General features: G+C 43.5%; 10 protein-coding genes and 4 pseudogenes. 5 read left to right on the top strand and 9 right to left on the bottom strand.

The features are described 5' to 3' along the window. Positions 1–89, bottom strand: a pseudogene (locus AKG43_RS12870) (IS1595 family transposase); the annotation flags it as partial. 306 nt (positions 90–395) lie between these two features. On the opposite strand from AKG43_RS12870, the gene AKG43_RS11015 reads away from it, so the two are divergent. Beyond that, positions 396–1,709: an integrase gene (locus tag AKG43_RS11015; protein WP_156300668.1), complete on the top strand. Its 1,314-nt coding sequence runs from the start codon at positions 396–398 to the stop codon at positions 1,707–1,709. Here the strand turns inward: AKG43_RS11015 and AKG43_RS11010 are convergent. Next, on the bottom strand, positions 1,692–1,964 hold the full coding sequence (locus AKG43_RS11010; RefSeq protein WP_054600593.1) for an AlpA family transcriptional regulator: 273 nt from the start codon (positions 1,962–1,964) through the stop codon (positions 1,692–1,694). The two genes, AKG43_RS11015 and AKG43_RS11010, sit on opposite strands and share 18 nt — an antisense overlap. Before the next feature lie 1,947 nt (positions 1,965–3,911). On the opposite strand from AKG43_RS11010, the gene AKG43_RS11005 reads away from it, so the two are divergent. Together AKG43_RS11005 and AKG43_RS11000 are read left to right on the top strand one after the other, a co-directional pair. After that, entirely contained in the window at positions 3,912–4,652 is a 741-nt protein-coding gene (locus AKG43_RS11005; RefSeq protein WP_054600592.1) for a hypothetical protein, read from the top strand. Between the two features lie 238 nt (positions 4,653–4,890). Further along, positions 4,891–5,759 (top strand): annotated as a pseudogene (locus AKG43_RS11000) (type I restriction-modification system subunit M); the annotation flags it as partial. Positions 5,760–5,821: 62 nt separating this feature from the next. Here the strand turns inward: AKG43_RS11000 and AKG43_RS10995 are convergent. Genes AKG43_RS10995 through AKG43_RS10985 form a run of 3 tightly spaced genes read right to left on the bottom strand, consistent with a single transcriptional unit; the run spans position 5,822 to position 8,545 of the window. Beyond that, positions 5,822–7,111, bottom strand: coding sequence for an ISL3-like element ISPpu12 family transposase (locus tag AKG43_RS10995; RefSeq protein ID WP_004574636.1), 1,290 nt, complete (start codon positions 7,109–7,111; stop codon positions 5,822–5,824). Between the two features lie 21 nt (positions 7,112–7,132). Then, a complete protein-coding gene (gene lspA / locus AKG43_RS10990; protein ID WP_027013448.1) occupies positions 7,133–7,645 on the bottom strand; it encodes a signal peptidase II in 513 nt (170 codons plus the stop codon). Between the two features lie 3 nt (positions 7,646–7,648). Further along, positions 7,649–8,545, bottom strand: a complete 897-nt coding sequence (locus AKG43_RS10985) for a cation transporter (protein WP_004364974.1) — start codon at positions 8,543–8,545, stop codon at positions 7,649–7,651. Positions 8,546–8,640: 95 nt separating this feature from the next. Here AKG43_RS10985 and cadR point away from each other — a divergent pair, with 95 nt between their 5' ends. Both cadR and AKG43_RS10975 read left to right on the top strand, forming a co-directional pair. Beyond that, complete coding sequence (gene cadR / locus AKG43_RS10980) at positions 8,641–9,048, top strand: Cd(II)/Pb(II)-responsive transcriptional regulator (RefSeq protein WP_007148576.1); 408 nt, start codon at positions 8,641–8,643, stop codon at positions 9,046–9,048. A gap of 89 nt (positions 9,049–9,137) precedes the next feature. After that, positions 9,138–10,565 (top strand): annotated as a pseudogene (locus AKG43_RS10975) (type I restriction endonuclease subunit R); the annotation flags it as partial. 276 nt (positions 10,566–10,841) lie between these two features. Here the strand turns inward: AKG43_RS10975 and AKG43_RS10970 are convergent. From AKG43_RS10970 to AKG43_RS13440, 4 genes and pseudogenes are all read right to left on the bottom strand, one after another. Then, complete coding sequence (locus AKG43_RS10970; RefSeq protein WP_054600591.1) at positions 10,842–12,005, bottom strand: hypothetical protein; 1,164 nt, start codon at positions 12,003–12,005, stop codon at positions 10,842–10,844. A gap of 118 nt (positions 12,006–12,123) precedes the next feature. Continuing rightward, complete coding sequence (locus AKG43_RS10965) at positions 12,124–12,549, bottom strand: hypothetical protein (protein WP_054600590.1); 426 nt, start codon at positions 12,547–12,549, stop codon at positions 12,124–12,126. 305 nt (positions 12,550–12,854) lie between these two features. Next, positions 12,855–13,376 carry a hypothetical protein gene (locus AKG43_RS10960; protein ID WP_054600589.1) on the bottom strand — a complete coding sequence of 174 codons (522 nt, stop codon included), beginning with the start codon at positions 13,374–13,376 and terminating at the stop codon, positions 12,855–12,857. A 404-nt stretch (positions 13,377–13,780) separates the two neighbouring features. Then, positions 13,781–13,960 (bottom strand): annotated as a pseudogene (locus AKG43_RS13440) (hypothetical protein); the annotation flags it as partial.

Raw genomic sequence — 13,960 nt, 5'->3', positions numbered from 1 at the left:
GCAGCAGAACGTGCGGTTACTTCCAATACAAAATATTCAAGCAGTTTTCTTTGCAGACTCTTCTTTAACTTACAGTGGGTTATCTTCATTTTGGCAGCCTATCATGACTGCTAATCTACGTCAGCCCCAAAATAAAATAGGCCGCAATTGCTTGCGGCCTATCTTTTAATTTATTTGGCTCCCCGACCTGGGCTCGAACCAGGGACCTGCGGATTAACAGTCCGTATTTATAAATTTCATTCAAATTCTAACAGTATCAATTTTTCAAATAAAACATGTTGTTAATCAATTTATTCTGTAAATTCTTATCATTCAATATCAACCAGCACTCAACTTGAAACCGTCTAAATTTTGTTTAAAATAATACTGTTTTTTAATTTTAGACGGTTAGATTTATGTTCGATGACAGACAACGTATATTGGCCTCTTCGGAAGGTGAATGGGTATTTGTACGTAAAATTGTTCCCTGTGGTTCTTTGGAAGCTCTACACGGAAAGCGTGGCATCAATTTCTATTTTCGTGCTTACTTTAAAGGTAAAACCAATCGTTTTGCGATTGGACGTTTTGATCCTAACCATCCCCGTATGGCGATTAACCCTTCACGAATCGGCTACAGTATCGAAGGCGCTGCACGAGTAGCAGCACAAATGGCAGATAAACATCTTGAATATGAAGCTAAAGGCGGTTATTCCATTTATTTGAAAGAGCAGAAAGCGCTGAAACGTCAAGAAGCATTAATAAGCAATTTGAGCCAGTCAGCAGAAAAAGGAGTAGTCGAGGAAGAGGCTGTCCTGACTTTAGGAAACCTATTGGCAGCTTATATGGATTATTTAAAAAGTAAAGGTCGCGTTTCTGCGCACAGTGTAAGAACCGATTTGGATAAAAATGTCTTTAAAGCCCATCCCGCCATTATTGATATGCCGGCAAATCAAATTACACCGGATGAAATTGCATTGATTCTTCGTTCCATTCATGAAAGAGGACATGGCCGTACGGCTAATAAAATCCGCTCTTATCTTCATGCAGCATTTACTTTGGCGATGCAGGCAAAATATAACCCGTCTTTGCCTAAACATTTTATTTCGTTCAATGCAGTAATGAATCCTGTTGCCGTTATTTCCCCTGATACGGCTTCCAACCGTGCCGATAAAAACCCATTGGCAGGAGAAGAGATGCTTCGTTACTGGAGAATAATTGATCAATACCCCGAACCACACATTAAAGCCTCATTGAAATTGCATTTGTTATTGGGAGCACCCCGTATTGCACAGTTGGTGCGGTTGCAATGGAAAGATGTGCATCACAGCTATTTAGTTTTGCAAGACGGCAAAGGCAAGCCCGGCAAGCCTCCAAGGCCTCACTACTTGCCTTTGATTGAACCGGTCAAAGTGATATTGGCAGAAATGCCGAGATTATCCGAGCGGGTATTTGGCAGCAGCAAAGCCCCCATGACCGCCACTACCCTGTCTGACTGGGCTAAAAAGGCGGTAGACGGGCAGATTCAAAACTTTACTCTGAAACGCACCCGCTCCGGTGTAGAAACTTTATTGGCCAGCTTGAAGGTTTCACAAGAAGTTCGTGGCTATCTTCAAAGCCACGGTATCGGTGGGGTGCAAAACAAACATTACAATGCCTATGAATTTTTAGACGAAAAGGCCGAAGCATTGAATAAATTGCATCATTATCTGCAATCAACAGATAGTCTTTAATTGTTCTCTCAATGCTGCCCGTTTCTTTTGACGGGCAGCATTTATTTTGACTACTAATGCCTTGATTTCCATATCGTCGGCGCCGGCTGAAATAGCTTCTAAAATCAAATTCACTTCATCTACAGGCCAACCGATCCGAGCGGGGCCTATGCGCACCTTGTCAGGTAGTAAACCGCTTTTGATACGGTTATAAACGGTATTGGGGGCCTTAATATTGAAAGCAGTCATTATTTGATTAAAAGTATAATATTTCATCCGTATTCCCTGGTGGTTTACTGTTCATAAAAACTGGAAAATCGCTCCAAGAAGTTATTGAAATTTTTTCATACAGTTAGGATGCAGGGCAAATAAAAACGATGAAAAATATTTTGATTTCAATTGATTAATTTCTAAAAAATAAAAGAACTGATTCGTATACGGTGTAACAGGAAGATATCCCATTTTGCTTTCAATAGATTAATTTTTTAAAATCATTCACTTATAAAATTCATACACAGTAATTTACACTTTAGACAACGGATATGTGTTTTATTTATTAAAAATACAAATGCCATTTCGCAAATTCCTTTTTGTTGAAAATTGGAAACATTTTTTTACCTTATTAGCTCAGGTGCACACCTCAGCAATATCGAGTTTTTATATTAATAAAATCAAATAGATATATTCAGAAGTGCAAATAGCGGGCCGAAGCCCGCTATGTATTCATTATCTATTTTATCTTTGATAAGACTTTGGATAGATATACACGGTTTTACCTGTCGGCTTACCGTATGTTGTGTTGATTGGTTATTCCCGCACAGCCAAGTGCAGGCAGTTCTCGGCGGCCAAGCCGAGAACTATTCCGGTCGGTGTGTAGTGACCGGACTCCGATTTTCGCCTTCACAGGCTCCGCCTCAACAACCGGCGGTCGAACCGCCGGTCATCAGCCGGCAGCCCGTTCAACGCCCGGATGCCATCCGGTTTGATTACGATGAGATTGTTCGTTTGCCCGTTCCTTTCGTATCCCTCACGGGACTTACCTTTGCACGCTGAACTCGCGCTCGGGTACGCAGCTTACGCTTTCCTACTCAGACACTCTCCCGGTCTTTTACCCTTTTCGCCGGTGCCACCCGTACGTTTTATGGGCAGTCAGACTTTCCCAAGTTAGTTTGTTGTTACTGCATCATTCCTAGCTGTCGCCTCACATAAATATCCATACCCTACGGCTACCCGGTGACCCGGTTTCAGTCGGTAAAGAGTCCACAAACCCTGACTTACTGGATATTTTGCTTCTTACGGCTCATTCAGTCCGCAGCCTCCTCATCCCATCATGAGGTATTCGGATGATTCAACACAGCGCCATTCGGCATCAGTTTCCCGACCCGTTTCGGCTACCGTTACACGCTTAAGCTCTCAACGACCCCGGATTTCTCCGGGTGCCGGCATACCAAGATTTCTCCCGTACGCCCTACAACATTTCTGTTGCACCGCAGCCGTCGTGTGTTGCATACGTCACGCTCTTTCGATACGTCCCGCAGGCCGGACTCTACCGGCTTTCACAAACAAACAGGTCGGTTCCGCATTACTGCGGCCGCCGTTTCCTTGTCGCCCGTTCTTGAAGGCCGAAACGGATTGGGTCGAATCGGGGAGTTTCACCCCGAAGCGCCCTTCGTAGTCGTACCGGCACCATTACGTGCATACGACTTCGGCAAACTGGACGGTTTGGCAGACCATCTCGATCTCATCACGTTGGGGGCTAGCCAACGATTAACAGGTGTGGCTAGCACCATCGGATAGGGTGATTGTAAGGGGTCTCCTTTTGCCGAGATAGGGGCTTTGGCTCCCTATCTCGGACTCTTCTATATTTGCTGCCCCTACCTGACTTAAAAATAAAGCCCTAACCCTTGATAATCCTAGTGGGTTGATTACATACCCAAATTTTAAAATTTGGCGTATGATATCTGCAACACAACACAAAAACACAACTGAATACGGTAAACCAAAAAAGTAAAAGATCAGGTGTAACAAGAGAGAAATGCGGCCAGGCATTTCGAATCGGATACCGATATTGTTGAGTGGCTTCTCGAAAGAAAGGATGCTGACGAACAGATAGCCTAAGTTGACCAACCGGTTTGGTGATGATGCGCATAGCGCCCGAACAAACTATATGGGCCAGAGGAAAAAACACTCCGGCTCCCCATAACATTTTGCCGAGGAGTGCAGATGATGCCATCCCAAACCCAAACCCAAACCCAAACCGGATTGTTAATTTTTACCTGCCGTTCCATCTATATGCAGAGAATTGCCGATGCTGTAGAGGACGGCTACGAGTATTACGTCTGCGGTGAAGTGCCGACGGTAAAGTTGCCTGTATTGGTAGATAAATTTACCGTCAACTTCCCACTGCATCACACACCCAAACAACGCTACCGTGCGCGTCAGAAAGGTAAAAGCAGCACAAAATTGCTGTGCTACCGTCACGATAAGGAGCCGGATAAAGTCCGGTTTATTTTGCTGCACCGTCGCAATAAAAACAGCGATTTGCCCAAAGGTGAGCAATGGCAGATGGTCACCAACCGCCATACCCGGATTCACAGCAGCGGTTATGAATTGGTGCGCCTGCCGAATGAACGCAAACCGGACAGCCCCAAGAAACCGTTGAAACCTTACCGGTGGTCGTGGCGGTATACCGGGCAGCGCATGAGCGATTTTGAAGCGGATATAAAACGGGCATTGGTCCGCAAGTCGGAAGCGGACTATTTGGCGTTGTTCGAAAGGCTCTCCCGCACATTAGGCTTCGCAGGTGCGCGACAGCAGGCATTCGGTTTGCTGAAGCGTATGGAATGTGAATGGTTGAAAACAACCGGGGAGGAGCCGCCCCGGCATTTTAATGGCAAGCTGCCTACGGTAAGGCGGTTGAAGAATGAAGGGATTACTTTGGCTGAATTGCAGAAAGAATCTTAAATGCCATAAATCAAAATATGCGGCTGGTAGGAGGAAATCATACCAGCCGTTTTGTGCCTAAATGATACAGGCAGTTTTCTTTATGACACCTCATTTCAAATGGAAATAAGGCATCATTATTTTCGACATATTTAACCTTTCGGATCAGTTATTCTGCCTACAATCTTTGCGTTTTAAGCTATACTTCCCTGTTTTAACTTACACATAATCTGTATATCTATTTTCAGGAGTACCTACCATGACAAGCACTCAACAGCGAGCCGAATTGCAACGTAAAATTTGGCAGATTGCTAACGATGTACGAGGCTCCGTCGACGGTTGGGATTTCAAACAATACGTTTTAGGTACCCTGTTTTACCGTTTTATTAGTGAAAACTTTGCTGCCTTTTTCAATGACGAAGATACCGACTATGCCACTCTGTCCGATAACGTTATCACAGATGAAATCAAAGAAGATTCAGTTAAAACAAAAGGTTATTTTATTTATCCCAGCCAACTTTTTCAAAATGTGGCGGCTAATGCCAATAACAATGAAAGCCTAAACACTGATTTGGCAGACATTTTTTCTGAAATTGAAAACTCAGCCAACGGCTACCCTTCCGAGCAAGACATCAAAGGTCTGTTTGCCGATTTTGACACCACCAGCAACCGTTTAGGCAATACCGTAGCAGAAAAAAACAAACGTTTGGCTGCCGTGCTGAAAGGTGTGGCGGAATTAAATTTCGGCGATTTCCAAAACAACCAAATCGACCTTTTTGGTGATGCCTACGAATTTTTGATTTCAAATTACGCCGCCAATGCCGGAAAATCCGGCGGGAGTTCTTTACCCCACAACATGTATCCAAACTGATTGCCAAGTTAGCCACCCACGGGCAAAGCACCATCAACAAAATTTATGATCCGGCTTGCGGTTCTGGCTCTCTGTTGCTGCAGGCCAAAAAGCAGTTTGACGAGCATCTGATTGAAGAAGGTTTTTTCGGGCAGGAGATCAACCACACTACCTACAACCTCGCCCGTATGAACATGTTTTTACACAACATCAATTACGACAAATTCCATATCGAATTGGGCGATACCCTGCTGAATCCCAAATTGAAAGACAACAAATCTTGGGTATACGGATTTAATGGTTGATGGGTCACCTTCACCCCATCAATCTGATACCACCCTCAGATGGTTGATAGATCGACTCCGTAGTTGAGTTCCTCTGCGAAGTCCGGCAGTCCGTAACCGATGGTTTTCTTGTAGAAAGGAGAGACCTTCGCAGTCGGTGCCTTCTTCTTGTGCTTCGTGGTGTAGAGCATTCGTGCCCGCATCACCTCGAAGGAGTAACCGCGCCCTTCACGGTTCTTGTCCTTGGCCAGTCGGTTGATGGACTCCGTGTAAGCGTTGGTGACGGGCATGTCCGTCTCGAAGTAGGTCATGGTCTCTTCGCGCCAGTTTCCCACTGCCCTGACCAGATCGCTCCAGACTTCCTTTTGGCCCTTCGGGATGGTGGCTATCCACTCGTCCAGGGCGGCTTCTGCCTGGAGCCGTGTGGTGGCGTCCCAGATGCCGTAGAAGCGCTCCTTGTGCTCGTAGGCGGCCAGCAGTTGCGGGAACGCGCCTGTCCAGGTCTCCATGATGAGGCGCTCCCGGTCTGAGACTTCGTGAGCGCGTTTCAGCAGGATTTTCCGGTCTCCCTTGAGAGTCCGGCTCTGGGACGGTTTCAGCTCCTTTCTGAGGCCCTTGCGCACTCTCTCTAGGGCATCGTTGGCCATGCGCACCACATGGAACTTATCGACCACGATACGGGCCTGGGGCAGCACAGCCTTGACCGCTGCCCGGTAGGGGTTCCACATGTCCATGCTGACGATCTCGACCTTCTGCCGGTCTTTCAGCTTCATCAGGTAGTTGGTCACCACGTCCTGGCGGCGGGTGGCCAGCAGGTCGAGCAGGGTTCGCTCCTCAATGTTGGTCAGAATGCAGCGGTAGCGCTTGTTCAGGTATAGCTCGTCAATGCCCAGAATGCGGGGCGTCTCGAAGCGGTGCCAGCGCCCCAGGAACTCGGCGCGGGCGTTGAAGATGTCGCGCACCGTCTTCTCGTCCAGGCCGGTCTGTGCCGCCACAAAGGTGTAGGGGTGGTTGAAGGATTCCTTCTCCACGTACTCATGCAGCCGCAGTGTCATACGGAATCCGTCCACCATCTCCGGTAGCTGGGGCCTGAATGTTGTCTTGCAGGCCCGGCAGGTGTATCGGCGGCGGACCACCCAGAGAGTGACCCGTTTGCCGTGGATGGGCAGATCACGATAGGGAACGTCACGCTTGCCGAACCGTACGAACTCACCCTGCACGCCGCATTCCTCGCAGGCGATGGGATCGGGCACGTCCACCTGGAAGTGCATTTCGTCGTCGGTTGATTTGCAGCCCAGTACTTGGTATTGCGGCAGGTGAAGGATGTTGTCGGGAAGTTCGGTCATGGTGTTGTATAGGCGTAGGTGTCAGTCAGATCCATCCGACTCGGCATTGGTGTTTGCTTTTTTACCCAACAAGCTGCTGGAAACGAAAAGTAAGGCACCGAGGACAATTGCAATATCAGCCAGGTTGAAGGCCGGCCAATGCCAGTCTCGCCAATAGAAATCAAAGGAATCCACAACATAGCCGCGAAAGACCCGGTCAATCAGGTTACCCATGGCGCCACCGAGGATAAGACTGTAAGCGATGGCTTCTCCTTTATGACGATTTTCAAGGATCAGCTTGATCAGAAAAATCGAGACCACTACCGTGATTCCGATAAAAAAGTAGCGCTGCCAGCCTCCACCATTCGCAAAAAGACTGAATGCGGCACCGGTGTTCCATAGGTGCACCCAGTTAAAGAACGGGGTCACCGAAACATACTCGCCATAGGCCATTGATTGCTGCACCAGCCACTTTACAGCCTGATCAGACGCTGCCAGCAGGCCCGATATGGACAATAGGGCATACGGCGAGAGCTTTTTGCCAATAATGAGCATTATTTAACCCTTCAACGCCAAAATGCGTCTGGCACCGTTAAGTACAATGCCCCCCGCGATGGTGCCGATAATCAGATCCGGATAATTGGAACCGGTCCACGCGACCAGGGCGCCGGCGGTGATGACCCCCAGGTTGATCACCACGTCGTTGGCCGAGAATATCCAGCTTGCCTTCATGTGCGCCCCACCTTCCCGATGTTTGGATATGAGCAGCAGACAACTGGTATTGGCAATCAATGCGACGAATGCGATAGCCATCATCACCAGCGATTCAGGCTCACTACCGAATACAAAGCGTCTCACCACCTCTACGAGCACGCCCACAGCCAAGATCAGTTGCAGTACACCAGCAAGATGCGCGGCACGTACCTGCATTTTCACGCTATGTCCAACCGCATAAAGGGCAAGCCCGTACACCGCCGCATCGGCAAAATTGTCCAGGGATTCTCCAATCAGGCCGGTGGACCGGGCGATCAGACCGGCAGTCATTTCCACCACGAACAGAAGTGCATTGATGCCGAGCAACCAGCGCAGGGTCCCGGATTCTTGCTTAGCAGAAGCTGCCGAAAACTCGGCGGCCTTGATGGTCTCCGGATTTGCAGCGACGGTTTCCTGAAGCGAGGCGCCTAGCCCCAAGGTCTTCAGTTTCGAGGTGACGGGCTCGACCTCGCCGTCATGCACGACCTTCAGCCGGCGGTTCGACAAGTCGAAGGACAGCGCCCGAATCTCCTCAAAGCCGTTCAGGGCTAGGCGAATCATTCGTTCTTCTGATGGACAGTCCATCTTCGGCACGGCATAAACACTGACCCATCTCCCTGGCGCCTCGGAGGAGGCCTGTATATCGGTATCCGCTGCGGACGTTGCATCACCGCCACAGGCGCCACCACAGGATTTGCTCATGATACGACTCCACTTGAACAATGTTGTGGTACCATTTTAAACTATAAAGCTACTATAAGGTCAATAGAGTAAAGAATCCGTTGGGGAGGAGGCTGATGCGCATTGGTCAGTTGGCGCAGTTGGTAGGAGTCGAAACACAGACGATCCGCTTCTATGAACAGCAGGGCTTGTTGCCGCCGCCTGATCGGCAGGACAACGGTTACCGTGTCTATACCGAGAAGCATGGTGAGGGGCTGGCCTTCATCCGTCGCTGCAGAATCCTGGGCCTGTCACTGGCTGAGATTCACGAACTACAGAGCTATCAGGACGACCCTCATCAGCCTTGTACCGCCGTCAACACCTTGCTCGATGATCACATCTCTCATGTGCGGTCGCAGATAACCGCTCTGCAAGCGCTTGAGAAACAACTCGTTTCACTGAGAGCGAGTTGCAACGATGACCGGGAAGTTGAGGCGTGTGGGGTTCTTGCTGGAATTAGCGAAGGAAACATGCACCAGCAGTAGGTGAAGCATCAACCAGATAATCCGATGAGATGCCGGTCTGTCTCACTCTCATGCAAAGGTAAGATCAACCATTTAATCCGCTTACCCTTAAAAATCTGCAAAAAGAGCATTCAAAGCCACTAACCATTGCAACGATTTTTTCTTTTACAGCCAACGAAGAGCAAGATGCAATAGGCGACATTCCGGATGAAAGTTTTGAACCTTCAGCCATGAGTGCCAGCGCAAAAGAATTTTTAAGCTATGCAATTAATGATTATAACGCCACTTTCAAAACCAATTTCAGCGTAGAAAGCAAAGCGTTTCAAAACTACTACCGCGATCTTTCCTTGCTCGTTAAAAATCAGGAAGTAGATTTATTAATTGTGGTGGGTATGTTTCTAACAGGTTTCGATGCCCCTACGCTAAACACTTTGTTTGTGGATAAAAACCTGCGCTATCACGGTTTGCTGCAAGCTTATTCACGCACCAACCGCATTTACGATGCTACCAAAACCTTTGGCAATATTGTTACCTTCCGTGATTTGGAACAAGCCACAATTGATGCGCTTACTTTGTTCGGTGACAAGCATACCAAAAACATGGTGCTGGAAAAAAGCTATCAGGAATATATGGAGGGCTACACAGATGCCGTTACCGGTGAGGCTTGCCGCGGTTATTTGGATGTTGTGGCCGAATTGCAAAAATGTTTTCCCAATCCCGATGAGATTGTTACCGAAAAAGACAAACGTGATTTTGTCAAACTGTTCGGCCAATATCTGCGGGTAGACAATGTTTTGCAAAACTATGATGAATATGCCGCTTTGCAAGCTTTTCAGCAATTGGATACCGATGATCAATCCGCCGTGGAGGCGTTTAAAGAAAAATATTATTTAACAGACGAAGATCTTCAGGCAATGGAAGCGGTGGATATACCCAGTGCGCGTATGATTCAGGATTATCGTTCTACATATAACGATATTTGGGATTGGCTGCGCCGTGAGAAATCCGGCAATGAGAAAGAGCTGTCTACAATTGATTGGGATGATGTGGTTTTTGAAGTCGATTTATTAAAATCGCAAGAAATTGATTTGGACTATATTCTAGATCTGATTTTTGAACATAATCAAAAAGTCAAGAATAAATCAGAGCTGGTTGAAGAGATCATCCGTATTACCCGGGCTAGCCTGAACAATCGCCCTAAAGAAACTTTATTAGTTGATTTTATTAATCAAACAAATTTAGGCAATATTCCTGATAAGGACGGTGTTGCCAATGCTTTTTTACAATTTGCACAAGGCGAGCAACGTCGTGAAGCCGGTGAATTAATTGTTTCGGAAGACTTAAATGAGGAAGCGACCAAGCGTTATATTACCGTTTCGTTGAAGAGGGGATATGCGAGTGAAAATGGCGCTGATCTCAATAAGATTTTGCCGAAAATGAGTCCTTTAAATCCCCAATACCTTACTAAGAAACAAAGTGTTTTTCAGAAAATCAACGCATTTGTGGAAAAATTCAAAGGAGTTGGTGGGGATATCTAAAATAGGATGAACCAATTGGTTTGAGAATTCGGATATTTATAGACGTGGATACTAAAAAAGTGTTACCGTATGTGATGCTATATATGGGATTTTAAGTTCCATATATAGCTCACTATAGTGGAAAGGTTGTTGCATAATTCAATCATTAAGAATTTTCAGATAGGATTAATAGGTAAAGCTCATATCTTTTAATAACAGAGTATTTCCAATAAATTAATATTTGAAATGTACAGAATATAAGTTTGGAACGGGTAAAAGAGGCCCAATCTGAACCGCTTATTCATTGTACAAAATGGTATTGACTTGCAATCCACCCAAGAATATGTTTCCTTCTTTTTGCCATGCTAGTAACTGTTCTTTTTGAGAAGCGCTTGAATCTATCATCAAGGCTAAAATTAGCCATGCAATATTGGGAGGAATCCCACATAGGTTATTATTTGCCATACATTCAATAAAATTAGATGCAAAATATTGGCTATTTAATGTCTGACCAAATAATTTTCTTAATTCCAAAATATCTTTAGAATTTAAACCGGCATTCCATAAAGCGTCTATTTTCCTATTGGCCAAGCCAAATTCAGTAAAGTGCCTAACTGCTTTATCTGCATTTTCTATATTAGAAAAATCTATATTTGTGGGTCTTTGAAACCACCATTTGACTTCCCAATTAAATTGGCTAATCTCTTCAGAAGAAGTAAAAGCAACCCAGCAAGCATTTTCGGTGAACAGCATAGAATCTTCATGGTTCATAGCGACCGAAAATACAATTTGCAAACCCTCTGGGCGTTTTTTGAACCAATCATTAATTTTATTTAAAGAGTTATCTATTGAAGCAAATGTCCAGCGGGCACAGTCCTCACCTAAATCACTGGCGGCTGTTTTAATCTTACTAACTTGAACCTCTTGGTCATACGAAGCATTACCAGTCAAATAAACCATAATATGATTGTGACCGGTAGACTCAATCAACTTAAAAATATCTGACACAAATAAAGCATAAATATTCAGTTCTGTATCCGTAGTTCCCTCTTTCCGGGCGAATATAGCAGGGATGTCCTGTTTTTTAGTGATCAGCGCCTCCCGGCTCAAACCTTCAGGAAGGCAAAAACCTGATGCCAATATTGCAATACGCTTTTGAGCCCAAGTTCCCCAGCGTTGCCGGATGTTGTTTTTTTCTTTTTCCCATGCTAAGAAACGTTGCTCGTTATTCATTTCCCACGAAAACACTAAAAAACGAGCTAATGCACAGATAAGTAAAGGCAAAAAGAATACGATTCCCCAAAACCATACAGAATGTGCAGTATTACCCCACATTAGCCATAAAGTTGGTGTAATTATTAAATATAAGAACACTAAAACCATCAACCAAATAGGTAAAGTATTCCATTTGTACTTTTGAGGCTTCGGAATCTCCGGAATATCGGGAATATTCCACTGCATATGAGTAAACTCCTATTGAGTCATGTTGCTTTATAATTAATCGATAAATAATAGCGTTCTAATAAAAGAATTGCTCACGATCTTTCTACTTTTATTCCTATTTTTGACAAATGCCTACCTAAATTGATGCTGTAATTAAAAGAGTTATTGTAGCTTGTTTAGCATCGTAAATGAAACTTAAAGAATCCCATACAATATTTGAATTTTTAAAGTCCAATTTCATTGGGCTAGTAAGCTCATAACTCGAAGCCAAAATAGGATATTTCTTAACAAACCTGCGAACAATTTTTGAGCTAAGTATATCGTCATCTAAATAAACAAAATCTTTAAATAAAATATAAATTTCTATTTGCTGAGAAATATTTATCGTTATATCCGCTTTTTCACTTAGGTATATAACCTCACGACCCAACACATAGCTATTATTAGAAAGATCAAAAAAATCCTTTAATTGTTTATGGCAATCATCTGTGAAATCAATAACTATACTATTATCTATCGCTATTTTTTTCTGGTTCATAAAAACTTGTAAATTATTATTCATGTTATTAAACTATTTAATTAATGCTTGTTAGCTATTTTAATTGGGTATTTAGAGTAGGCAGGTTTTTGATTGAACCAATACTAATAGTGAATGAGATTAGGTTGTGCCTTAGCTACTTTGACTCTTTGAGATATAGGTCTGTCCTTAAGTTACAAGGAAGGACAGACAATCCTGATCGAGCTAGGCATAAAGCTTACCACGGCCATCTGAAAGTAGAGCTACAGGCTGGAAAATTGATCAACTAAATTTTTTCAGGCAGGCATTGTTTAATGTTTACCTGTGAATTTTCATTACATTTGAATTATTCATTTAGGAGAATAAACGACCATTTCTCCGTTGGGATATTCTCCTTTCCAACCGCAGGGAAAACCTCCATTTTGATAAACTTCTATTTGTTGTTCAATGAATTCATCTTTTTGTTGAGAAAATATGCGGTATGCAGCAAAAGTTAAAAAATCATTATAAACAAAATCAGTAAACTCATCAGGAAATAAATCTTTTTTTTCTTTTTGTTGGAGAATAATTAAATCCCATAATTCTTTTTTATAATCCTTCCATAAATATTCTGCTTTTTCCTCTTCTTCGACGCACATTCCTTCAAATAAATAAGTTAACGGAGTTCTATCTTCTAGTAAATCAGGATAACTACTATAAATTGCGTAATCAGGATCTTGTGTTTCGTATAAGTCCTGTGCTTCATTTTTATTAAAAGTAATGGAATAATTTGACAAATTAAATCCTCCACAAAAGAAATTTGGATTTTTTAAAATTTCAAATAAATTCTTTTTTTGAGCTTCAAACTTAATTTTTAAACTATCTAGCATCATTTCAGTATTCTTTTAAAATTGCTTTCCATTGTTCATCAGTTGCATCAGATTTACGCATAATTGGCTCCCTTTATTTAACATCCTTCCTAAAGATTTTTGTAGGACAATCAGCTGATCCTTTTGTTTAGTACAAGCTCCTTTAGAAATAGTTGAACAATTACTTTACTTACAATAAGAAATAGTACAAGTGGTTGTAATCCTCATTAATTTCATTGTTACAAGTAAAACGGGGGCAATCTTTTTGCTTAAGGCATCTCTGTGATATTCGGTTATTTCTGTCTGATTCACTTAGGTATATGATTTCATGGCTTAATATTTAAGCAATTATCAGAAGAATAAAAAAATATCTAAGTTTTAGGCGCTTAGCTTGTTATGTATAGTTAATTGAATAGGAAAAATCAAAACTAATTCAAAGTAAAGTAAAGATTCCCTGAATTATCTTTGTCGTATAGTTCCAGAAATTGCATCTTTAAATTATTTTCTATGACCATTTCTTTAAATTTATCAGTAACTCCATATATATATGGTTTTTTTTCATCTCTAAATATATATTTTGAAGACATATCTTTATAACAATCTAAAGA

It is taken from the genome of Neisseria sp. 74A18 (assembly GCF_001308005.1).
GTDB classification, from domain to species: domain Bacteria; phylum Pseudomonadota; class Gammaproteobacteria; order Burkholderiales; family Neisseriaceae; genus Neisseria; species Neisseria dumasiana.
This window is presented reverse-complemented; position numbering and strand designations above follow the sequence as displayed.